The 21909-nt window shown below is 40.6% G+C and carries 25 protein-coding genes and 1 other annotated feature; all 25 genes read left to right on the top strand.

The features are described from left to right. Positions 1 to 89 precede the first annotated feature (89 nt). The 25 genes from rplK to rplX all read left to right on the top strand — a co-directional run bounded on the left by rplK (position 90) and on the right by rplX (position 21892). Positions 90 to 515, top strand: coding sequence for a 50S ribosomal protein L11 (rplK, locus tag DN392_RS26090; RefSeq protein ID WP_001085872.1), 426 nt, complete (start codon positions 90 to 92; stop codon positions 513 to 515). A 176-nt stretch (positions 516 to 691) separates the two neighbouring features. Next, complete coding sequence (rplA, locus tag DN392_RS26085; RefSeq protein WP_002096939.1) at positions 692 to 1384, top strand: 50S ribosomal protein L1; 693 nt, start codon at positions 692 to 694, stop codon at positions 1382 to 1384. A 49-nt stretch (positions 1385 to 1433) separates the two neighbouring features. Beyond that, positions 1434 to 1577 (top strand) — a sequence feature (ribosomal protein L10 leader region). Positions 1578 to 1616: 39 nt separating this feature from the next. Beyond that, positions 1617 to 2117: a 50S ribosomal protein L10 gene (gene rplJ, locus DN392_RS26080; protein ID WP_000048721.1), complete on the top strand. Its 501-nt coding sequence runs from the start codon at positions 1617 to 1619 to the stop codon at positions 2115 to 2117. A 67-nt stretch (positions 2118 to 2184) separates the two neighbouring features. Beyond that, entirely contained in the window at positions 2185 to 2544 is a 360-nt protein-coding gene (gene rplL, locus DN392_RS26075) for a 50S ribosomal protein L7/L12 (protein WP_000159737.1), read from the top strand. Between the two features lie 76 nt (positions 2545 to 2620). Continuing rightward, positions 2621 to 3220 (top strand): class I SAM-dependent methyltransferase, encoded by a 600-nt coding sequence (locus tag DN392_RS26070; protein ID WP_000763288.1) that lies wholly within the window; start codon positions 2621 to 2623, stop codon positions 3218 to 3220. 291 nt (positions 3221 to 3511) lie between these two features. Continuing rightward, on the top strand, positions 3512 to 7045 hold the full coding sequence (gene rpoB, locus DN392_RS26065) for a DNA-directed RNA polymerase subunit beta (protein WP_000147550.1): 3534 nt from the start codon (positions 3512 to 3514) through the stop codon (positions 7043 to 7045). Between the two features lie 37 nt (positions 7046 to 7082). After that, a complete protein-coding gene (rpoC, locus tag DN392_RS26060) occupies positions 7083 to 10694 on the top strand; it encodes a DNA-directed RNA polymerase subunit beta' (protein WP_000567948.1) in 3612 nt (1203 codons plus the stop codon). 113 nt (positions 10695 to 10807) lie between these two features. Further along, positions 10808 to 11056, top strand: a complete 249-nt coding sequence (locus tag DN392_RS26055; RefSeq protein WP_000121828.1) for a 50S ribosomal protein L7ae-like protein — start codon at positions 10808 to 10810, stop codon at positions 11054 to 11056. 114 nt (positions 11057 to 11170) lie between these two features. Continuing rightward, positions 11171 to 11593 (top strand): 30S ribosomal protein S12, encoded by a 423-nt coding sequence (rpsL, locus tag DN392_RS26050; protein WP_001142341.1) that lies wholly within the window; start codon positions 11171 to 11173, stop codon positions 11591 to 11593. 29 nt (positions 11594 to 11622) lie between these two features. Beyond that, positions 11623 to 12093, top strand: coding sequence for a 30S ribosomal protein S7 (rpsG, locus tag DN392_RS26045; RefSeq protein WP_001137489.1), 471 nt, complete (start codon positions 11623 to 11625; stop codon positions 12091 to 12093). A gap of 208 nt (positions 12094 to 12301) precedes the next feature. Then, positions 12302 to 14380: an elongation factor G gene (gene fusA, locus DN392_RS26040; RefSeq protein ID WP_000196381.1), complete on the top strand. Its 2079-nt coding sequence runs from the start codon at positions 12302 to 12304 to the stop codon at positions 14378 to 14380. Between the two features lie 117 nt (positions 14381 to 14497). After that, a complete protein-coding gene (gene tuf, locus DN392_RS26035; RefSeq protein WP_001029617.1) occupies positions 14498 to 15685 on the top strand; it encodes an elongation factor Tu in 1188 nt (395 codons plus the stop codon). Positions 15686 to 16085: 400 nt separating this feature from the next. Next, positions 16086 to 16394 carry a 30S ribosomal protein S10 gene (gene rpsJ / locus DN392_RS26030; protein WP_001040595.1) on the top strand — a complete coding sequence of 103 codons (309 nt, stop codon included), beginning with the start codon at positions 16086 to 16088 and terminating at the stop codon, positions 16392 to 16394. 34 nt (positions 16395 to 16428) lie between these two features. Then, complete coding sequence (gene rplC, locus DN392_RS26025; protein WP_149238114.1) at positions 16429 to 17061, top strand: 50S ribosomal protein L3; 633 nt, start codon at positions 16429 to 16431, stop codon at positions 17059 to 17061. Positions 17062 to 17086: 25 nt separating this feature from the next. After that, positions 17087 to 17710 (top strand): 50S ribosomal protein L4, encoded by a 624-nt coding sequence (gene rplD, locus DN392_RS26020; RefSeq protein WP_001127258.1) that lies wholly within the window; start codon positions 17087 to 17089, stop codon positions 17708 to 17710. Beyond that, entirely contained in the window at positions 17710 to 18000 is a 291-nt protein-coding gene (gene rplW / locus DN392_RS26015; protein WP_001205558.1) for a 50S ribosomal protein L23, read from the top strand. The genes rplD and rplW overlap by 1 nt, the downstream gene beginning before the upstream one ends. Positions 18001 to 18028: 28 nt before the next feature. After that, positions 18029 to 18859: a 50S ribosomal protein L2 gene (gene rplB / locus DN392_RS26010; protein ID WP_000511583.1), complete on the top strand. Its 831-nt coding sequence runs from the start codon at positions 18029 to 18031 to the stop codon at positions 18857 to 18859. Positions 18860 to 18919: 60 nt separating this feature from the next. Further along, entirely contained in the window at positions 18920 to 19198 is a 279-nt protein-coding gene (gene rpsS, locus DN392_RS26005) for a 30S ribosomal protein S19 (protein ID WP_000124454.1), read from the top strand. A gap of 17 nt (positions 19199 to 19215) precedes the next feature. After that, a complete protein-coding gene (gene rplV / locus DN392_RS26000) occupies positions 19216 to 19557 on the top strand; it encodes a 50S ribosomal protein L22 (protein ID WP_001148024.1) in 342 nt (113 codons plus the stop codon). Between the two features lie 3 nt (positions 19558 to 19560). Beyond that, complete coding sequence (gene rpsC, locus DN392_RS25995; RefSeq protein ID WP_000529958.1) at positions 19561 to 20220, top strand: 30S ribosomal protein S3; 660 nt, start codon at positions 19561 to 19563, stop codon at positions 20218 to 20220. 1 nt (position 20221) lies between these two features. Further along, complete coding sequence (gene rplP / locus DN392_RS25990) at positions 20222 to 20656, top strand: 50S ribosomal protein L16 (RefSeq protein WP_000928969.1); 435 nt, start codon at positions 20222 to 20224, stop codon at positions 20654 to 20656. Beyond that, entirely contained in the window at positions 20646 to 20846 is a 201-nt protein-coding gene (rpmC, locus tag DN392_RS25985) for a 50S ribosomal protein L29 (RefSeq protein ID WP_000855718.1), read from the top strand. The genes rplP and rpmC overlap by 11 nt, the downstream gene beginning before the upstream one ends. A gap of 20 nt (positions 20847 to 20866) precedes the next feature. Beyond that, positions 20867 to 21130, top strand: coding sequence for a 30S ribosomal protein S17 (rpsQ, locus tag DN392_RS25980; RefSeq protein ID WP_000004106.1), 264 nt, complete (start codon positions 20867 to 20869; stop codon positions 21128 to 21130). A gap of 43 nt (positions 21131 to 21173) precedes the next feature. Continuing rightward, entirely contained in the window at positions 21174 to 21542 is a 369-nt protein-coding gene (rplN, locus tag DN392_RS25975) for a 50S ribosomal protein L14 (protein ID WP_000615912.1), read from the top strand. 38 nt (positions 21543 to 21580) lie between these two features. Continuing rightward, positions 21581 to 21892 (top strand): 50S ribosomal protein L24, encoded by a 312-nt coding sequence (gene rplX, locus DN392_RS25970; protein ID WP_000558201.1) that lies wholly within the window; start codon positions 21581 to 21583, stop codon positions 21890 to 21892. Positions 21893 to 21909: the final 17 nt, after the last annotated feature.

The following is a 21909-nucleotide window of genomic DNA, read 5'->3' as shown; positions in this document are numbered from 1 at the left end:
AAAGATTTTATCCTTACAGATAAAATATGACGTGGGAGGGCAAATCACTGTCCAATTGACCACATCACGGACTTAAGGAGGTGTGTCTCGTGGCTAAAAAGGTAATTAAAATGGTAAAGCTTCAAATTCCTGCAGGTAAAGCTAACCCAGCTCCACCAGTTGGTCCAGCATTAGGACAAGCAGGTGTTAACATCATGGGCTTCTGTAAAGAGTTTAACGCTCGTACAGCTGATCAAGCTGGTCTTATCATCCCTGTTGAAATTACGGTATTTGAGGACCGTTCATTCACTTTCATTACTAAAACTCCTCCTGCTGCTGTTCTTCTTAAGAAAGTAGCTGGTATTGAGTCTGGTTCTGGTGAACCAAACCGTAATAAAGTGGCAACTGTTAAGCGTGATAAAGTACGCGAAATCGCTGAAACTAAAATGCCTGACCTAAACGCTGCTAGTGTAGAAGCTGCAATGCGTATGGTTGAAGGTACTGCACGCAGTATGGGCATCGTTATCGAAGACTAATTCGATTTGTTTTTAAAAAAGGTTGCGGGTCTGGAATTCCAATTCGCAACCTTTATTATCGTAAATGATTATCGTTTTTAAATAAATGGATGGCGCGCATCCTCAGGTTATACCTGAAAATAAGCGTAAACGTGGGAGGTTATTCCGCTAAAACCACATTCGAGGAGGAAATAAAAATGGCTAAAAGAGGTAAAAAGTACGTAGAAGCTGCAAAGCTTGTTGATCGTGCAACTGCTTACTCTGCAACAGAAGCAGTAGAATTAGTAAAGAAAACAAACACAGCTAAATTTGATGCGACTGTAGAAGTTGCATTCCGTTTAGGTGTTGACCCTAAGAAAGCTGACCAACAAATCCGTGGTGCAGTTGTTCTTCCACACGGTACTGGTAAAGTACAACGTGTATTAGTATTCGCTAAAGGTGAAAAGGCTAAAGAAGCTGAAGCTGCTGGAGCTGACTTCGTAGGCGATGCTGATTACATCGGTAAAATCCAACAAGGTTGGTTCGATTTCGATGTAGTAGTAGCAACTCCTGACATGATGGGTGAAGTTGGTAAACTTGGTCGCGTATTAGGACCTAAAGGTTTAATGCCAAACCCTAAAACTGGAACAGTTACTTTCGATGTAACTAAAGCTGTTAACGAAATCAAAGCTGGTAAAGTTGAATACCGCGTTGATAAAGCTGGTAACATCCACGTTCCAATCGGTAAAGTATCTTTCGAAGATGCTAAATTAGTAGAAAACTTCGGAACAATTGCTGACACTTTACAAAAAGTTAAGCCAGCTGCTGCAAAAGGTACTTACATGAAGAACGTAACAGTTGCTTCTACAATGGGACCTGGCGTACGTGTAGACGTTTCTACATTAGCGTAAAATTTGGAAGTTGACTTCATAAAGAAGTTTTTATATAATCATTTATGTTGTGAATTTAATTAGTGTACCGTAGACAGTAGGTGTCAATAGACTTAATTTCCTACCTAGGTGTTAATATACGAAACGGAAATTTTTTCTGTGACTATATGCCTCCATGTCTACAAGTTGGGCATGGAGGTTTTTAGTGCACTTTCGGTACATCTTCTATATAATCTACAGGAGGTGTAATAACATGAGCAAAGTAATCGAAACTAAACAACAAGTTGTAACTGAAATCGCGGACAAACTTCGCGAAAGTAAATCTACAATCGTTGTTGACTACCGTGGTTTAACAGTTTCTGAAGTAACAGAATTACGTAAAAACTTACGTGAAGCTGGCGTTGAGTTCAAAGTTTACAAAAACTCTTTAACTCGTCGTGCTGCAGAGTCTGCTGAAATGGCTGAGTTAAACGAATTCTTAACAGGACCAAACGCAATCGCGTTCAGTAACGAGGATGTAGTTGCTCCTGCGAAAGTATTAAATGACTTCGCTACAAAACATGAAGCTTTAGAAATTAAAGCTGGTGTAATCGAAGGTAAACTTGTAACACTTGATGAGGTTAAAGCTATCGCTACTCTTCCATCACGTGAAGGCTTACTTTCTATGCTTCTTAGCGTTCTTCAAGCTCCAATCCGTAACCTTGCACTTGCTACTAAAGCAGTTGCAGAACAAAAGGAAGAGCAAGGCGCTTAATTTTTTAAAAGATAATTACTTGTTATCTATAAAACAATACAAACCTATTTAAGGGAGGATATTTACAATGACTAAAGAACAAATCATTGAAGCAGTTAAATCTATGACTGTATTAGAACTTAACGACTTAGTAAAAGCTATCGAGGAAGAATTCGGCGTAACTGCTGCTGCTCCTGTAGCTGTAGCTGGTGGCGCTGGTGAAGCTGCTGCTGAGAAAACTGAATTTGACGTAGTACTTGCAAGTGCTGGCGCTCAAAAAATCAAAGTTATCAAAGCTGTACGTGAAATCACTGGTCTTGGCTTAAAAGAAGCTAAAGAATTAGTTGACAACACTCCAAAAGCAATCAAAGAAGGCGTTTCTAAAGAGGAAGCTGAAGAAATGAAAGCTAAACTTGAAGAAGTTGGCGCTGCTGTAGAAGTTAAGTAATTAACTTTTGATGCTTTAAAAAAAGCTCGCTCTCATGCGAGCTTTTTTTTTAACTGTAAAGAAAAGAGGTGGCCATATGGCAGACCATTATTTTTCTAACGACCCTTCTAGTAAAAGTGATCGTAAGCGATGGGAATTTACACTTCGTGGATCTCGATTAACTTTCTTATCTGACCGTGGGGTGTTCTCGAAAAACGAAGTGGACTTTGGTTCTCGTCTTTTAATTGAAGCGTTTCAAGTGCCAGATATTAAAGGTGATATATTAGACGTAGGTTGTGGATATGGACCAATTGGTTTATCGTTGGCGAAAGAGTTTCAAGACCGTAAAGTTCACATGGTGGATGTGAATGAAAGGGCGCTTGAGCTTGCGAAAGAAAATGCCGCTAACAATAGAATTGGAAATGTACACATTTTTCAAAGTAGCGTCTATGAAAATGTAGATGGTATGTATGCTGCTATTCTATCTAATCCTCCAATTCGTGCAGGTAAAGATATCGTGCATGAGATTTTAGAAAAGGCTGTAGAGTATTTAGTTCCAGGTGGAGAGTTGTGGATTGTTATTCAAAAGAAGCAAGGTGCACCATCTGCGCTGAAGAAACTAGAGGAAGTATTTTCTGAAGTCGAAGTTGTAGAAAAGAAAAAAGGATATTATATCATAAAATCAAAAAAACGTTGACGGTTATTTTTGGCTATGTTAACATTATACAATGCCAATATATGATTTTCTGCGTTGAGAAAGATGTATATTTTTGTTTCTCTTGGAAAAGATAGTAAAATCAGCAGATTATGAAACAGAATGATGGTTTTCTTATAGAAGCCATTTTTCTTTTTTGAGCAGGTAGAAAGACTCAACGTATTTATCTTTAAGAGAAAAAAACTACGCTAATAGCAGTAGTTGTATTTATTTGTGATTTTGCACAAATTTTTTTGTGCATTTATAATACTCATGATTTGAGGGGTGAAGCAGTTGACAGGTCAACTAGTTCAATACGGACGCCACCGCCAACGAAGAAGTTATGCCCGTATTAGTGAAGTATTAGAGTTACCAAATCTTATCGAAATTCAAACCTCTTCTTATCAGTGGTTTCTTGATGAGGGTTTGCGAGAAATGTTCCAAGACATTTCTCCGATCGAAGACTTTACGGGAAATCTATCGCTTGAATTTATCGACTACAGCTTAGGTGAACCTAAATACTCTGTAGACGAATGCAAAGAGCGTGATGTGACGTATGCAGCACCACTTCGTGTAAAAGTGCGTCTAATCAACAAGGAAACTGGTGAAGTAAAAGAACAAGATGTGTTCATGGGAGATTTCCCACTCATGACAGAGACTGGAACATTCGTAATTAACGGTGCAGAACGTGTTATCGTTTCCCAGTTAGTTCGCTCTCCAAGCGTATACTATAGTGGCAAAGTGGATAAAAACGGAAAACGTGGTTTTACTGCTACTGTAATTCCAAACCGCGGAGCTTGGTTAGAGTATGAGACAGATGCTAAGGATGTTGTATATGTGCGTATTGACCGTACGCGTAAACTTCCTGTAACTGTTTTGTTACGCGCATTAGGGTTTGGCTCTGATCAAGAAATCACCGAGCTTTTAGGTGATAACGAATACTTAAGCAACACATTAGAAAAAGACAACACAGATAGCACAGAAAAAGCATTGCTTGAAATTTATGAGCGTCTACGTCCTGGTGAACCACCAACAGTAGAAAATGCTAAGAGCTTACTTGTGTCTCGTTTCTTCGATCCAAAGCGCTACGATTTAGCAAATGTAGGTCGCTATAAGATCAACAAGAAGTTACACATTAAAAACAGATTGTTTAATCAACGTTTAGCTGAAACATTAGTGGATCCAGAAACTGGTGAAATTTTAGCGGCGGAAGGAACAATCTTAGATCGTCGTACACTTGATCGCATTTTACCTTACTTAGAGAAAAACATTGGATTCAAAACAGCGAAACCAATGGGTGGAGTGGTAGAAGGCGATGTTGAGCTGCAATCTATTAAGATTTATGCTCCTGAGTCAGAAGGCGAACGCGTAATTAATGTAATTGGTAATGCAAATATTACTCGTGATGTAAAACACATCACACCGGGTGATATCCTTGCTTCTATCAGTTACTTCTTCAACCTACTATACAAAGTGGGGGATACAGATGATATCGACCATTTAGGAAACCGTCGTCTGCGTTCTGTTGGAGAACTATTACAAAATCAATTCCGTATCGGTCTTTCTCGTATGGAACGTGTTGTTCGTGAGAGAATGTCGATTCAAGATACAAATGCAATTACACCACAAGCGTTAATTAACATTCGCCCGGTTATTGCATCTATTAAAGAGTTCTTCGGAAGTTCTCAGTTATCTCAGTTCATGGATCAAACAAACCCATTAGCAGAGTTAACTCACAAACGAAGACTATCTGCATTAGGACCCGGTGGTTTAACGCGTGAGCGCGCAGGCTTTGAAGTACGTGACGTTCACTACTCTCACTATGGTCGTATGTGTCCGATTGAAACACCAGAGGGACCAAACATCGGTTTGATTAACTCATTATCATCGTTCGCGAAAGTAAATGAGTTTGGTTTCATTGAAACACCATACCGTCGTGTTGATCCAGAATCTGGTCTTGTAACAGGGCAGGTTGATTACTTAACAGCAGATGAAGAAGATAATTATGTTGTAGCCCAAGCGAATATGAAATTATCTGAAGAAGGAGAATTCCTTAGCGAAGATATCGTAGCTCGTTTCCGTGGTGAAAACATTGTCACAAATAAAGAACGCATCGACTACATGGATGTATCTCCAAAACAAGTAGTGTCAGCAGCGACAGCTTGTATTCCGTTCTTAGAAAACGATGACTCTAACCGCGCACTTATGGGAGCGAACATGCAACGTCAGGCGGTTCCGTTAATGAATCCGGAATCTCCGATTGTAGGTACAGGTATGGAGTACGTATCAGCAAAAGACTCAGGTGCTGCAGTAATCTGTAAACACCCTGGTGTTGTTGAACGCGTAGAAGCACGTGAAGTTTGGGTACGTCGCTATGTAGAAGTTGACGGTCAAACAGTAAAAGGCGACTTAGATCGCTACAAAATGCAAAAATTCATTCGTTCTAACCAAGGAACTTGCTACAACCAACGTCCAATCGTAAGTGTTGGAAATGAAGTTGTAAAAGGTGAGATTCTTGCGGATGGTCCTTCTATGGAATTAGGTGAACTAGCACTTGGACGTAACGTGCTTGTTGGCTTCATGACTTGGGACGGTTATAACTACGAGGATGCGATCATTATGAGTGAGCGCCTTGTAAAAGATGATGTGTACACTTCTATTCATATTGAAGAATATGAGTCAGAAGCTCGTGATACGAAGCTTGGACCAGAAGAGATTACACGTGACATTCCAAACGTTGGGGAAGATGCATTACGCAACCTTGACGAGCGCGGTATCATTCGCGTTGGTGCGGAAGTAAAAGATGGAGATTTACTTGTTGGTAAAGTAACACCTAAAGGTGTAACAGAATTAACAGCTGAAGAACGTCTATTACATGCTATCTTTGGAGAAAAAGCACGTGAAGTACGTGATACATCACTACGTGTACCACACGGTGGTGGCGGTATTATCTTAGACGTAAAAGTATTCAACCGTGAAGATGGCGATGAATTGCCACCAGGCGTGAATCAACTTGTACGTGCATATATCGTTCAAAAACGTAAAATCTCTGAAGGTGATAAGATGGCCGGACGTCACGGTAACAAAGGTGTTATCTCTCGTATTTTACCAGAAGAAGATATGCCTTACTTACCAGACGGTACGCCAATCGATATCATGTTAAACCCATTAGGGGTACCATCTCGTATGAATATCGGTCAGGTATTAGAGCTTCATCTTGGTATGGCAGCAAGATACCTTGGTATTCACATTGCAACACCAGTATTCGATGGTGCTCGTGAGGAAGATGTTTGGGGCACGATTGAAGAAGCTGGTATGGCAAATGACGCGAAAACAATCCTGTATGACGGACGTACTGGTGAACCATTCGATAACCGCGTATCTGTTGGTGTCATGTATATGATCAAACTTGCGCACATGGTTGACGATAAACTTCATGCTCGTTCTACTGGACCATACTCACTTGTAACGCAGCAGCCTCTTGGAGGTAAAGCTCAGTTCGGTGGACAGCGTTTCGGTGAGATGGAGGTTTGGGCACTTGAAGCTTACGGTGCTGCTTATACTCTTCAAGAAATCTTAACAGTGAAGTCTGATGATGTTGTTGGACGTGTTAAGACGTATGAAGCAATTGTTAAAGGCGAAAATGTTCCAGAACCAGGCGTTCCTGAATCATTCAAAGTATTGATTAAAGAGCTGCAAAGTTTAGGTATGGACGTTAAAATGATGTCTAGCGACGATAAAGAAATCGAAATGCGTGATACAGAAGATGACGATGATCATCAATCAGCAGATAAATTGAATGTCGAAGTTGAGACAACTAAAGAATAATTGGGATAACCTGTAGACTAAAAGGGAGGTAGGCCCCTTGATAGATGTAAATAACTTTGAATATATGAAGATTGGACTTGCTTCACCTGACAAGATTCGTTCTTGGTCATACGGTGAAGTTAAGAAACCAGAAACAATTAACTATCGTACGTTAAAGCCTGAAAAAGATGGCTTGTTCTGTGAGCGTATTTTCGGACCACAAAAGGACTGGGAATGTCATTGCGGAAAATACAAACGTGTACGTTATAAAGGTGTAGTTTGTGATCGATGTGGCGTTGAAGTAACGCGTGCAAAAGTTCGTCGTGAACGTATGGGTCATATCGAATTAGCTGCTCCTGTATCTCATATTTGGTATTTCAAAGGTATCCCGAGCCGCATGGGACTTGTCTTAGACATGTCCCCTCGCGCGCTTGAAGAAGTAATTTATTTCGCTTCTTATGTTGTAACAGAAAGTGGAGATACACCACTTGATAAGAAGCAATTACTTTCTGAAAAAGAATACCGTGCATATCGTGATCGATATGGTAGCACATTCCAAGCTGCTATGGGTGCGGAAGCGATTAAAAAGCTACTACAAGACATCGATTTAGATAAAGAAGTAGACTTCTTAAAAGAAGAATTAAAAACAGCGCAAGGACAACGCCGTACTCGTGCTATTAAACGTCTAGAAGTATTAGAAGCATTCCGTAACTCTGGAAATCACCCATCTTGGATGATCCTAGATGTTCTTCCAGTTATCCCGCCAGAACTACGCCCAATGGTACAGTTGGATGGTGGACGTTTTGCTACTTCTGACTTAAACGACTTATACCGTCGTGTAATTAACCGTAATAATCGTTTAAAACGTCTATTGGACTTAGGTGCACCAAGCATCATCGTTCAAAACGAAAAACGTATGTTACAAGAAGCTGTAGACGCATTAATCGATAATGGTCGCCGTGGCCGTCCAGTTACTGGACCAGGTAACCGTCCATTAAAATCACTATCTCACATGCTTAAAGGTAAACAAGGACGTTTCCGTCAAAACTTATTAGGTAAACGTGTTGACTACTCTGGCCGTTCTGTAATCGTTGTAGGACCGAACTTAAAGATGTACCAATGTGGATTACCGAAAGAAATGGCGCTTGAATTGTTTAAGCCTTTCGTTATGAAAGAGTTAGTTGGAAAAGGTTTAGCACACAACATTAAGAGTGCTAAACGTAAAATCGAGCGTGTACAACCTGAAGTTTGGGACGTTTTAGAATCTGTGATCAAAGAGCATCCAGTACTTCTAAACCGCGCACCAACACTTCACCGTCTTGGTATCCAGGCGTTTGAACCTACATTAGTAGAAGGTCGCGCAATTCGTCTTCACCCACTTGTATGTACTGCATACAACGCGGACTTTGACGGTGACCAAATGGCAGTTCACGTACCGTTATCATCAGAGGCACAAGCAGAAGCTCGTATTCTTATGTTAGCGGCACAAAACATCTTGAATCCAAAAGACGGAAAACCAGTTGTTACTCCATCTCAGGATATGGTATTAGGTAACTACTACTTAACACTTGAGCGTGAAGGCGCAATCGGTGAAGGTATGGTCTTCAAAGATGCAAACGAAGCAATACTTGCATACCAAAATGGATATGTACATCTGCACACACGTGTTGCAGTTGCTGCAAGTTCAGTAAATAATGTAACATTTACTGAAGAGCAAAAAGGTAAGCTTCTATTAACAACAGTTGGTAAATTAATATTTAACGAAATTTTACCAGAGTCGTTCCCTTATATTAATGAACCGACAAACTCAAACCTTGAAAAAGAAACACCAGCGGAGTATTTCGTTGAAAAAGGTGCGAACATTAAAGAAATTATTGCTAGTCGCGAAGAAGTGGCGCCATTTAGCAAGAAGATCCTTGGTAACATCATTGCGGAAGTATTCAAACGTTTCCAAATTACGGAAACATCTCGCATGCTTGACCGCATGAAAAACTTAGGATTTAAGTACTCTACAAAAGCTGGTATTACAGTTGGGGTATCTGACATTCTTGTATTAGGCGAAAAAGATGAAATTCTCCATGAAGCACAAGCAAAAGTAGATAATGTAATTAAACAATTCCGTCGCGGTTTAATCACGGAAGAAGAACGTTACGATCGCGTTATCTCTATTTGGAGTAATGCAAAAGATGTTATCCAAGGAAAACTGATGAAATCCTTGAATAAACGCAACCCAATCTTCATGATGAGTGATTCCGGTGCCCGTGGTAATGCATCAAACTTTACTCAGCTTGCTGGTATGCGTGGTCTGATGGCCAATCCATCTGGTCGTATTATCGAACTTCCAATTAAATCAAGTTTCCGTGAAGGTTTAACAGTACTTGAGTACTTCATCTCTACGCATGGTGCGCGTAAAGGTCTTGCCGATACAGCACTTAAAACTGCCGATTCTGGTTACTTAACACGTCGTCTTGTAGACGTTGCACAAGATGTAATTGTCCGTGAAGATGATTGTGGAACAGATCGTGGTCTATTAATTGGTGCGATTAAAGAGGGTAATGAAGTAATTGAGTCATTATATGATCGTCTTGTTGGACGTTTTGCAAGAAAAACTGTAAAACATCCTGAAACAGGTGAAGTATTAGTTAGTGAAAACCAACTAATTACTGAAGATATCGCTCATATCGTTGAAAATTCGGGTGTTGAAACTGTAAACATTCGTTCAGCGTTCACGTGTAACACTCGCCACGGTGTATGTAAGAAGTGTTACGGTCGTAACTTAGCAACTGGTACAGACGTAGAAGTAGGAGAAGCGGTAGGTATTATCGCAGCTCAATCTATCGGTGAGCCAGGTACACAGTTAACGATGCGTACGTTCCATACAGGTGGGGTTGCCGGAGATGATATCACTCAAGGTTTACCTCGTATCCAAGAGATCTTCGAAGCTCGTAACCCGAAAGGTCAGGCAGTTATCAGTGAAATCGATGGTGTTATCGCAGCGATCAACGATGTTAAAGATCGCCAAGAAGTAGTTGTACAGGGTGAAGTTGAAGCTCGTACGTATGCTATTCCTTACGGTGCGCGTCTGAAAGTAACTTTAGGACAGCCGATTAGCCACGGTAAAGAGTTAACAGAAGGTTCTATTGATCCGAAAGAATTACTAAAAGTAACGGACATTACGGCGGTTCAAGAATACTTACTACGTGAAGTTCAAAAAGTATACCGTATGCAAGGGGTAGAAATTGGTGACAAACACGTAGAAGTAATGGTACGTCAAATGTTACGTAAAGTTCGTGTAAGTGACGCGGGTGAAACAGATGTATTACCAGGAACACTACTAGATATCCATCAGTTTACTGATGCGAATGCGAAGGTGTTACTGAAAGGTAAACAACCAGCAACGGCTAGACCTGTTCTGCTTGGTATTACAAAAGCTTCACTTGAAACTGATTCATTCTTATCTGCAGCATCGTTCCAAGAAACGACACGTGTCTTAACTGATGCAGCGATTAAGGGTAAACGCGATGAGCTTCTAGGATTGAAAGAAAATGTTATTATCGGTAAACTTGTTCCTGCTGGAACGGGTATGAATCGTTATCGCAAAGTGGATCTTGTAAAAACAACACAAGGTGACATGAATGTAGAAAACGATGAAGTTTATGTGGAACAGTAAAATTTTCCGTCGTAAATTTTGTATAAAAACAGTTAATCCTAGTTGACATTGTATGAGTCAAAATGTTACTATAATCAAGGTTGCTCCTGAACGATGCTTTGGAGGATATTTATATGTCTTATCAAAAAGTGTCAAATGCTGAAAATGTAGTCGTTGGTCATAAACGTACATTGGAGGCAATCAAAAATGGTATAGTTAAAGAAGTTGTTATTGCGGAAGATGCTGATATGCGGTTAACCCATATGATCATTCGTACTGCCTTGCAACATAACATACCCATAACCAAAGTTGAATCAGTTCGTAAGCTTGGAAAAGTTTCGGGGATTCAAGTGGGAGCTTCAGCAATAGGAATAATAAGTTAAAACTGTTTTTGTGAGGAGAGAGCATTTGCTCTTCCTTGCAAAAACTTTGTTTTCAACTAATAATGAACCACCTGGATATGTGGTCATACAAACATGCGAAGGGAGGATAATCAAATGCCTACTATTAACCAATTAGTGAGAAATGGTCGTACTGATAAAGTATGGAAATCTAAATCACCTGCGTTAAACAAAGGGTTCAACTCTTTAAAGAAAAAATCAACTGATATCTCTGCACCTCAAAAACGTGGTGTATGTACTCGTGTTGGTACAATGACTCCAAAGAAACCTAACTCAGCGTTACGTAAATACGCTCGTGTACGTTTAACAAACGGTATCGAGGTTACAGCTTACATCCCAGGTATCGGTCATAACCTACAAGAGCATAGCGTAGTATTAATTCGCGGTGGTCGAGTAAAGGATTTACCAGGGGTACGTTACCACATCGTTCGTGGTGCGCTTGATACAGCTGGTGTTGACAAACGTATGCAAGGACGTTCTAAATATGGTACTAAGCGACCAAAACCTGCTAAAAAATAATAAACTTATAATGAAAGGAGGAACTCAATATGCCTCGTAAAGGACCTGTTGCGAAACGTGACGTGTTACCAGATCCAATGTACAAGTCTAAGCTAGTAACACGCCTTATCAACAAAATGATGGTTGACGGTAAAAAAGGTAAATCTCAAACAATTCTTTATAACGCTTTCGATATCGTTCGTGAACGTTCAGATAAAGACCCTATGGAAGTATTCGAGCAAGCTCTTAAGAACATCATGCCTGTTCTTGAAGTACGTGCTCGTCGTGTTGGTGGTGCTAACTACCAAGTTCCAGTTGAGGTTCGTCCAGAACGCCGTACAACTTTAGGTCTTCGCTGGTTAGTAAACTATGCTCGTCTTCGTGGTGAAAAAACTATGGAAGAGCGTCTAGCTTACGAAATCTTAGATGCAGCTAACAACGCTGGTGCATCTGTTAAGAAACGTGAAGACACTCATAAAATGGCAGAAGCTAACAAAGCATTTGCTCATTACCGTTGGTAGGATTCAACGTAAAATAAATGTAAGCATAAACCGCTTTATTTGTCGCTTATGGAAGTGTGGAGAGGGAGAATGCCTCTCCCTTTCGTTGGGCGCTCGTTTTACATAATGAGGGTACTGGACATACTGACATGTGTAACAATATAAAGTGGCTTTTTTGCTACTTAAAATAAAAAAATCCAATCCATATATGGAAGGAGCAAGACACCAAATGACAAGAGAGTTCTCTTTAGAAAACACTCGTAATATTGGTATCATGGCTCACATCGATGCTGGTAAAACAACAGCAACTGAGCGTATTCTGTATTATACAGGACGTATTCATAAAATCGGTGAAACTCATGAAGGTGCATCTCAGATGGACTGGATGGAGCAAGAGCAAGAGCGTGGTATCACAATTACTTCTGCTGCAACTACAGCTCAATGGAAAGGTCACCGTGTAAACATCATTGACACTCCAGGACACGTAGACTTCACAGTAGAAGTAGAACGTTCTTTACGCGTACTTGATGGTGCGGTAGCAGTACTTGATGCACAATCTGGTGTAGAACCACAAACAGAAACTGTTTGGCGTCAGGCTACTACTTACGGTGTACCTCGTATCGTATTCGTTAACAAAATGGATAAGATTGGTGCAGATTTCTTATACTCTGTAGGAACAATCCACGATCGTTTACAAGCAAACGCACACCCAATTCAGTTACCAATCGGTGCTGAAGATGAGTTCAATGGTATCATTGACCTTGTTGAAGAATGTGCTTACATGTACGGTAACGATTTAGGAACAGACATCGAGCGTGTTGAAATTCCTGAAGAGCACAAAGAATTAGCTGCAGAATACCGTGGAAAACTTATTGAAGCGGTAGCTGAGCTTGATGAAGAAATGATGATGAAGTACCTAGAAGGTGAAGAAATCACTGTAGAAGAGCTTAAAGCTGGTATCCGTAAGGCTACAACTTCTGTAGAATTCTTCCCAGTAATCTGTGGTTCTGCATTCAAAAATAAAGGTGTTCAAATTCTGTTAGACGCAGTTATCGACTACCTACCATCTCCATTAGACGTACCAGCTATTAAAGGTACTCTTCCGGATACAGATGAAGAAATCGAACGTAAGTCTAGCGATGAAGAACCATTCGCAGCTTTAGCATTCAAAATCATGACTGACCCTTATGTTGGTAAGTTAACGTTCTTCCGTGTGTATTCTGGTGTGTTAAACTCTGGATCATACGTGAAAAACTCAACTAAAGGTAAGCGTGAGCGTGTAGGTCGTATCCTACAAATGCACGCTAACAGCCGTGAAGAGATTTCAACAGTTTACGCTGGTGATATCGCTGCTGCTGTAGGTTTAAAAGATACTACTACTGGTGATACTCTTTGTGATGAGAAGAGTCTTGTTATCCTTGAGTCTATGGAATTCCCAGAGCCAGTTATCTCTGTAGCTATCGAACCAAAATCTAAAGCTGACCAAGATAAAATGGGTACAGCATTATCTAAGCTTTCTGAAGAAGATCCAACATTCCGTGCTCACACTGACCAAGAAACTGGCCAAACAATCATCGCTGGTATGGGTGAACTTCACCTTGATATCATCGTTGACCGTATGCGTCGTGAATTCAAAGTGGAAGCAAACGTTGGTGCTCCTCAGGTAGCATACCGTGAGACTTTCCGCGCTGCTGCGAAAGTTGAAGGTAAGTTCGCTCGTCAATCTGGTGGTCGTGGACAATTCGGTCACGTTTGGATTGAGTTTGAACCTAATGAAGAAGGTAAAGGTTTTGAATTCCAAAACAAAATCGTCGGTGGTGTAGTTCCACGTGAATACATCCCAGCTGTTGGAGCGGGTCTTGAAGACTCACTTAAAAATGGTGTACTAGCTGGTTATCCACTAGTTGACATCAAAGCTGCGTTAGTTGACGGATCTTACCATGATGTCGATTCATCTGAGATGGCGTTCAAAATCGCTGCATCTATGGCACTTAAAGCTGCGGTTTCTAAATGTAGCCCAGTAATTCTTGAGCCAATGATGAAAGTTGAAGTTGTAATTCCTGAAGAGTACATGGGTGACATTATGGGCGACGTAACATCTCGTCGTGGACGTGTAGAAGGTATGGAAGCTCGCGGTAACGCACAAGTTGTTCGCGCTATGGTTCCACTTTCTGAAATGTTCGGTTATGCAACGGCATTACGTTCTAACACTCAAGGACGCGGAACATTCTCAATGACATTTGATCATTATGAAGAAGTACCGAAGTCTGTTTCTGAAGAAATTATTAAAAAAAATAAAGGTGAATAATTGATTTTTATCGATTGTTCAAGTATAACTACTTATGTAAGCTTAGAAAGTGGGACGTAAGTTTCACTTTCTAGTCTAAATATAAAATAACCTATATAAACTAAGGAGGAATTTAGAATGGCTAAAGCTAAATTCGAACGTTCTAAACCCCATGTTAACATCGGTACAATCGGCCACGTTGACCATGGTAAAACTACATTAACTGCTGCGATCACTACAGTTCTTGCAAAAGCTGGTGGTGCTGAAGCACGCGGATACGATCAAATCGACGCTGCTCCAGAAGAAAGAGAGCGCGGAATCACAATCTCAACTGCACACGTTGAGTACGAAACTGAAACTCGTCACTATGCACACGTTGACTGCCCAGGTCACGCTGACTATGTTAAAAACATGATCACTGGTGCTGCTCAAATGGACGGCGGTATCTTAGTAGTATCTGCTGCTGATGGCCCAATGCCTCAAACACGTGAGCACATCCTTCTTTCTCGTCAAGTAGGTGTTCCTTACATCGTTGTATTCTTAAACAAATGCGACATGGTAGACGACGAAGAATTATTAGAATTAGTAGAAATGGAAGTTCGCGACCTATTATCTGAATACGGATTCCCAGGCGACGACATTCCTGTAATCAAAGGTTCTGCTCTTAAAGCTCTTCAAGGAGAAGCTGATTGGGAAGCAAAAATCATTGAATTAATGACTGAAGTTGATGCTTACATCCCAACTCCAGAACGTGAAACTGACAAACCATTCTTAATGCCTATCGAGGATGTATTCTCTATCACAGGTCGTGGTACAGTTGCAACTGGTCGTGTAGAGCGCGGAATCGTTAAAGTTGGTGACGTAGTAGAAATCATCGGTCTTGCTGAAGAAAATGCTTCTACAACTGTAACTGGTGTAGAGATGTTCCGTAAACTTCTTGACCAAGCTCAAGCTGGAGACAACATCGGTGCTTTACTTCGTGGGGTTGCTCGTGAAGACATCCAACGTGGACAAGTTCTTGCTAAAACTGGCTCTGTAAAAGCTCACGCTAAATTCAAAGCTGAAGTTTTCGTATTATCTAAAGAAGAAGGTGGACGTCACACTCCATTCTTCGCTAACTACCGTCCTCAGTTCTACTTCCGTACAACTGACGTAACTGGTATCATCCAATTACCAGAAGGTACTGAAATGGTAATGCCTGGTGACAACATCGAAATGACTATCGAACTTATCGCTCCAATCGCTATCGAAGAGGGAACTAAATTCTCTATTCGTGAAGGTGGACGTACAGTAGGTTACGGTGTAGTTGCTACTATCGTTGAGTAATCTTAACTGATATAAAAAAACCCAAGGGATTTTCCCTTGGGTTTTTTGTTTGTATTTATATGATGAATGAAATGATTTTTTTATATTTTGACGAGTTTCTTCTATAATAATACAAAATCAATAAAACTAAAATCCAGAAACTGTAAAAAGAATTCTGTGGGATGAAAACTTGAAATTCTTTAAAGTGCCATGTATAATAGCAAAAGTAGAGAAAAGCAGATGCAAACAAAAAGATGCTTGCATCTAGACGAATAACATTGTATAATAGACAATGTTGGTCTTTGACTGCGATGAAGTGGAAGGTTGCTGACACACCCGGCCGCTTTGCCATGGCATGGTGTGGGGAAATTTCCATGGAGAAGGTCTATTTTAGAAATAGGCGAACGAAGGAGGGAAAATAATGGCAAAAGAAAAAATTCGTATCCGTTTAAAAGCTTATGATCACCGTATTCTTGATCAATCAGCTGAGAAAATTGTAGAAACAGCTAAGCGTTCTGGGGCAACAGTTTCTGGTCCGATCCCATTACCAACTGAGAAGACTATTTACACAATTCTTCGTGCTGTTCATAAGTACAAAGATTCTCGTGAGCAATTCGAAATGCGCACACACAAACGTTTAATCGATATCGTGAGTCCTACTCCACAAACAGTAGATTCATTAATGCGTTTAGACTTACCGTCTGGTGTAGATATCGAAATCAAACTATAATTCATATAACTTAAAAATGTAGGAGGTGTAACTCATGACCAAAGGAATCTTAGGAAGAAAGATCGGTATGACTCAAGTATTTGCTGAGAACGGTGAGTTAATCCCAGTAACAGTTATCGCTGCTAATCCAAACGTTGTTCTTCAAATGAAAACAACTGAAACTGATGGCTACAATGCAATCCAGTTAGGATTTGAAGATAAACGTGAAAAGTTAACTAACAAACCTGAACAAGGCCACACTGCTAAAGCATCTACAACTCCTAAGCGCTTCATTCGCGAAATCCGCGATGCAGACGTGGACGGATTAGAGGTTGGTCAAGAGGTAAAAGTTGAAGTTTTCGCTGCAGGTGAAATCGTTGACGTAACAGGAATTTCTAAAGGTAAAGGTTTCCAAGGTGTTATCAAACGCCACGGACAATCTCGCGGACCTATGTCTCATGGTTCTCGCTATCACCGTCGTCCAGGTTCAATGGGCCCAGTTGCTCCGAACCGTGTATTCAAAGGCAAAAAACTTGCTGGACGTATGGGTGGAGACCAAGTTACTATCCAAAACTTAGAAATCGTTCAAGTTGACGCTGAGCGCAACTTATTACTAGTAAAAGGTAACGTTCCAGGTGCTAAGAAATCTCTTGTAGTTGTTCAAGGCGCTGTGAAGGTTAGCAAATAATTCACAATAGGAAGGAGGAATTCCAATGCCAAAAGTTACTGTATATAACCAAACTGGTTCACAGGTTGGTGAAATCGAATTAGCTGAAGCTATTTTCGGTATCGAACCAAATGAAGCTGTACTTTTCGAAGCTGTAATGATGCAACGTGCATCTTTACGTCAAGGTACACACAAAGTAAAAACTCGTTCTGAAGTTCGTGGTGGTGGTCGTAAACCATGGCGTCAAAAAGGAACTGGACGTGCTCGTCAAGGGTCTATCCGCTCTCCTCAATGGCGTGGTGGTGGTACGGTATTCGGACCTACACCAAGAAGCTATGCGTACAAACTTCCTAAGAAGGTTCGTCGTTTAGCAATCAAATCTGCATTAGCTACTAAAGTAGTTGAGAACAACATTGTAGTTCTTGAAGACCTAGTGTTAAATGCACCAAAAACAAAAGACATGCTAGCAGTACTTAAAGGATTAACTGTTGAGAAGAAAGCTCTTATCGTAACTGCTGATGCAAACGAATCTGTAGAGTTATCTGCTCGCAATATCCCTGGAGTAACAGTAATCACTGCTGATGGCGTAAACGTTTTAGACGTGCTTCATCATGATAAGCTAATCATGACAAAAGCGGCAGTGGAAAAAGTAGAGGAGGTGCTTGCATAATGAGAGATCCTCGTGATATCATTAAGCGCCCAGTTATCACTGAACGTTCTATGGAAATGATGGCTGAAAAAAAATACACGTTCGATGTGGACGTTAAATCTAATAAAACAGAAGTTAAAGATGCTCTTGAAGCGATCTTTGGTGTTAAAGTAGAAAAAGTGAACATCATGAACTACAAGCCGAAAGCAAAACGCGTTGGTCGTCACGCTGGTTTTACTAGCCGTCGTCGTAAAGCAATCGTTAAGCTAACTGCTGACAGCAAAGAAATCGAAATCTTCCAAGGTGTTTAATTCTTACTAAAGAAGGAGGGAAATTGAGATGGGAATTAAAAAGTATAATCCAACTACTAACGGTCGTCGTAATATGACTACGAATGATTTCGCTGAAATCACGACTGACAGACCAGAAAAGTCATTACTTGCTCCTTTAAGCAAGAAGGCTGGTCGTAATAACCAAGGTAAAATTACTGTACGTCATCAAGGTGGCGGACATAAGCGTCAATACCGTATCATCGACTTTAAGCGTAACAAAGATGGAATTCCAGGACGCGTTGCTACGATCGAATACGATCCAAACCGCTCTGCGAATATCGCATTAATTAACTACGTTGACGGTGAAAAACGTTACATTCTTGCTCCTAAATCTTTAGAAGTAGGTATGGAAGTTATGTCTGGCCCAGAAGCTGACATCAAAATCGGTAACGCATTACCATTAATCAACATTCCAGTAGGTACTGTTGTTCATAATATCGAGCTTAAGCCTGGCCGTGGCGGACAATTAGTTCGTTCTGCTGGTACTTCTGCTCAAGTACTTGGTAAAGAAGGTAAATACGTACTTGTACGTTTAACTTCTGGTGAAGTACGTCTTGTATTATCTGCTTGTCGCGCTTCAATCGGTCAAGTAGGTAACGAACAGCACGAACTTATCAAAATCGGTAAAGCAGGTCGCTCTCGCTGGTTAGGTAAACGCCCAACAGTTCGTGGTTCTGTAATGAACCCGGTTGATCACCCACACGGTGGTGGTGAAGGACGTTCTCCAATCGGACGTAAGTCTCCAATGTCTCCATGGGGTAAACCAACTCTTGGATTCAAGACTCGTAAGAAAAACAAAGCGTCTGACAAATTCATCGTTCGTCGTCGTAAAAAATAATGGGATTGTAGTACGGTTCATTTCTAGAACCGTACGCCAATCACGAAGGGAGGCACCAAAATGGCTCGTAGCTTAAAAAAAGGACCATTTGTCGATGATCACTTAATGAGCAAAATGGAAAAATTAGTTGCATCTGAGCAAAAACAAGTTGTTAAAACTTGGTCTCGCCGTTCAACAATCTTCCCTCAGTTCATCGGACACACAATCGCTGTATATGATGGTCGTAAACACGTACCTGTGTACATCACTGAGGATATGGTTGGCCATAAGTTAGGTGAATTCGCACCAACTCGTACGTATAAAGGTCACCTTGCTGACGATAAGAAAACTAGAAGATAATGAGAGGAGGCACTTCAATGCAAGCTAAAGCAGTAGCGAGAACAGTTCGTATTGCTCCTCGTAAAGTTCGTTTAGTAGTAGACTTAATCCGAGGTAAGCAAGTGGGTGAAGCGATTGCTATCCTTAACCACACACCAAAAACTGCTTCTCCAGTTGTAGAGAAAGTTTTAAAATCTGCAATCGCAAATGCAGAGCACAATTATGAGATGGATATTAACAACCTAGTTGTTGAAAAAGTTTTCGTTGACGAAGGTCCAACGTTGAAACGTTTCCGTCCACGTGCAATGGGTCGTGCAAGCCAAATTAACAAACGCACAAGCCACATTACAGTTGTGGTATCAGAAAAGAAGGAGGGATAATCGATGGGTCAAAAGGTTAATCCAATTGGTCTTCGTGTCGGCGTTATCCGTGACTGGGAATCTCGTTGGTTCGCAGAGAAAGATTATGCTACATTACTACATGAAGACATCAAAATCCGTGAGTACATTACTGTACGCTTAAAAGATTCTGCTGTTGCTAAAGTAGAAATCGAACGTGCAGCAAATCGTGTAAATGTTACAATTCACACTGCAAAACCTGGTATGGTAATTGGTAAAGGTGGTACTGAAGTTGAAGCACTTCGTAAAGCTCTTAACCAATTAACAGGCAAGCGTGTACACATCAACATTTTAGAAGTTAAGAGAGCTGATCTTAACGCTAAATTAGTAGGCGAAAACATCGCTCGTCAATTAGAAAACCGTGTATCATTCCGTCGTGCACAAAAGCAAGTTATTCAACGTGCTATGCGTGCAGGTGCTAAAGGTATTAAAACACAGGTTTCTGGTCGTCTTGGCGGAGCTGATATCGCTCGTGCAGAATCTTACAGTGAAGGAACTGTTCCACTTCATACACTTCGCGCTGATATTGACTATGCAGCAGTTGAAGCTGATACAACATACGGTAAATTAGGCGTAAAAGTATGGATCTACCGTGGAGAAGTCCTTCCTACAAAAAAGAAAGCTTCTGAGGAAGGAGGAAAATAATATGTTAATGCCAAAACGCGTAAAATATCGTAGAGAGCATCGTGGTAAAATGCGTGGTCGTGCAAAAGGTGGAACTGAAATTGCTTTCGGTGAATTCGGTTTACAAGCACAAGCTGCTTCATGGATTACAAACCGTCAAATCGAAGCTGCTCGTCGTGCAATGACTCGTTACATGAAACGTGGCGGTAAAGTATGGATTAAAATTTTCCCTTCTAAACCTTACACTGCAAAACCTCTAGAAGTACGTATGGGTTCCGGTAAAGGGGCACCAGAAGGCTGGGTAGCAGTAGTAAAACCTGGGAAAATTATGTTCGAAATCGCGGGTGTATCTGAAGAGGTAGCACGCGAAGCATTACGTCTTGCAGCTCACAAGTTACCTGTGAAATGTAAATTCGTAAAACGTGAAGAAAATGGTGGTGAATCTAATGAAAACTAATGATATTCGTGAATTAACCACTGCCGAAATCGAAACAAAAGTTAAAGCTTTAAAGGAAGAATTGTTCAATCTTCGCTTCCAACTTGCTACAGGACAATTAGAGAATCCAACTCGCATTCGTGAAGTGCGTAAAGCAATTGCTCGTATGAAAACTGTAGTTCGTGAAAGAGAGATCGGAATTAATCGATAAATTGAGGGGAGGTTTGCATAGTGAGCGAACGTAACCAACGCAAAGTTTATACTGGTCGTGTTGTGTCTGACAAAATGGACAAAACGATTACAGTTTTAGTTGAAACTTACAAAACTCATTCCTTGTACGGAAAACGTGTTAAGTATTCTAAGAAGTACAAAGCCCATGATGAGCAAAACCAAGCGAAACTTGGCGATATCGTTAAAATCATGGAAACTCGCCCGCTTTCTGCTACTAAGCGTTTCCGTTTAGTTGAAATCGTTGAAGAAGCGGTTATTATCTAAATAGACGAATCGGAATTTTTAGTCCGAAGGGAGGTTTCATAACATGATCCAACAAGAATCTCGTTTGAAAGTTGCTGACAACTCTGGTGCACGTGAACTTTTAACAATTAAAGTATTAGGCGGCTCTGGTCGTAAATATGCTAACATTGGTGACATTATCGTTGCTACGGTAAAACAAGCAACACCAGGTGGCGTTGTTAAAAAAGGTGACGTTGTTAAAGCAGTAGTGGTACGTACGAAGAGCGGAGCTCGTCGTCCGGACGGTTCTTATATCAAATTTGATGAAAACGCAGCGGTTATCATCAAAGACGATAAGAGCCCACGTGGTACTCGTATCTTCGGACCAGTAGCTCGTGAATTACGTGATAGCAACTTCATGAAGATCGTTTCTTTAGCTCCAGAAGTTCTATAATTTAAGGTATTGCCTTGCTAAGGAGGTGCAGAATTAAGATGCATGTAAAAAAAGGTGATAAAGTACAGGTAATCACTGGAAAAGACAAAGGAAAACAAGGCGTTATCCTTGTGGCTTTCCCAAAGCAAAACCGTGTTATCGTTGAGGGTGTTAACATCGTTAAAAAACACTCTAAGCCATCTCAATTAAATCCACAAGGTGGAATTATTACTAAAGAAGCACCTATTCACGTTTCTAACGTTATGGTTTTAGATCCGAAAACAGGTGAACCTACTCGCGTAGGCTTCAAAGTAGAAGATGGTAAAAAAGTTCGTATTGCAAAAAAATCTGGTGAATTATTAGATAAATAATTTTCTTAAGAAAGGAG

It is taken from the genome of Bacillus sp. BB51/4 (genome assembly GCF_008368845.1).
Lineage (GTDB): Bacteria > Bacillota > Bacilli > Bacillales > Bacillaceae_G > Bacillus_A > Bacillus_A wiedmannii.
Note: the sequence above shows the minus strand (reverse complement) of the source record. Positions and strands in the feature narration are given on the sequence as shown.

Bases quoted from the DNA above. Each gene is read 5' to 3' on its own strand.
- rplA (WP_002096939.1), top strand. From the start codon at position 692: ATGGCTAAAAGAGGTAAAAAGTACGTAGAAGCTGCAAAGCTTGTTGAT.
- rplJ (WP_000048721.1), top strand. From the start codon at position 1,617: ATGAGCAAAGTAATCGAAACTAAACAACAAGTTGTAACTGAAATCGCG.
- rplL (WP_000159737.1), top strand. From the start codon at position 2,185: ATGACTAAAGAACAAATCATTGAAGCAGTTAAATCTATGACTGTATTA.
- DN392_RS26070 (WP_000763288.1), top strand. From the start codon at position 2,621: ATGGCAGACCATTATTTTTCTAACGACCCTTCTAGTAAAAGTGATCGT.
- DN392_RS26055 (WP_000121828.1), top strand. From the start codon at position 10,808: ATGTCTTATCAAAAAGTGTCAAATGCTGAAAATGTAGTCGTTGGTCAT.
- rpsL (WP_001142341.1), top strand. From the start codon at position 11,171: ATGCCTACTATTAACCAATTAGTGAGAAATGGTCGTACTGATAAAGTA.
- rpsG (WP_001137489.1), top strand. From the start codon at position 11,623: ATGCCTCGTAAAGGACCTGTTGCGAAACGTGACGTGTTACCAGATCCA.
- fusA (WP_000196381.1), top strand. From the start codon at position 12,302: ATGACAAGAGAGTTCTCTTTAGAAAACACTCGTAATATTGGTATCATG.
- tuf (WP_001029617.1), top strand. From the start codon at position 14,498: ATGGCTAAAGCTAAATTCGAACGTTCTAAACCCCATGTTAACATCGGT.
- rpsJ (WP_001040595.1), top strand. From the start codon at position 16,086: ATGGCAAAAGAAAAAATTCGTATCCGTTTAAAAGCTTATGATCACCGT.
- rplC (WP_149238114.1), top strand. From the start codon at position 16,429: ATGACCAAAGGAATCTTAGGAAGAAAGATCGGTATGACTCAAGTATTT.
- rplD (WP_001127258.1), top strand. From the start codon at position 17,087: ATGCCAAAAGTTACTGTATATAACCAAACTGGTTCACAGGTTGGTGAA.
- rplW (WP_001205558.1), top strand. From the start codon at position 17,710: ATGAGAGATCCTCGTGATATCATTAAGCGCCCAGTTATCACTGAACGT.
- rplB (WP_000511583.1), top strand. From the start codon at position 18,029: ATGGGAATTAAAAAGTATAATCCAACTACTAACGGTCGTCGTAATATG.
- rpsS (WP_000124454.1), top strand. From the start codon at position 18,920: ATGGCTCGTAGCTTAAAAAAAGGACCATTTGTCGATGATCACTTAATG.
- rplV (WP_001148024.1), top strand. From the start codon at position 19,216: ATGCAAGCTAAAGCAGTAGCGAGAACAGTTCGTATTGCTCCTCGTAAA.
- rpsC (WP_000529958.1), top strand. From the start codon at position 19,561: ATGGGTCAAAAGGTTAATCCAATTGGTCTTCGTGTCGGCGTTATCCGT.
- rplP (WP_000928969.1), top strand. From the start codon at position 20,222: ATGTTAATGCCAAAACGCGTAAAATATCGTAGAGAGCATCGTGGTAAA.
- rpmC (WP_000855718.1), top strand. From the start codon at position 20,646: ATGAAAACTAATGATATTCGTGAATTAACCACTGCCGAAATCGAAACA.
- rplN (WP_000615912.1), top strand. From the start codon at position 21,174: ATGATCCAACAAGAATCTCGTTTGAAAGTTGCTGACAACTCTGGTGCA.
- rplX (WP_000558201.1), top strand. From the start codon at position 21,581: ATGCATGTAAAAAAAGGTGATAAAGTACAGGTAATCACTGGAAAAGAC.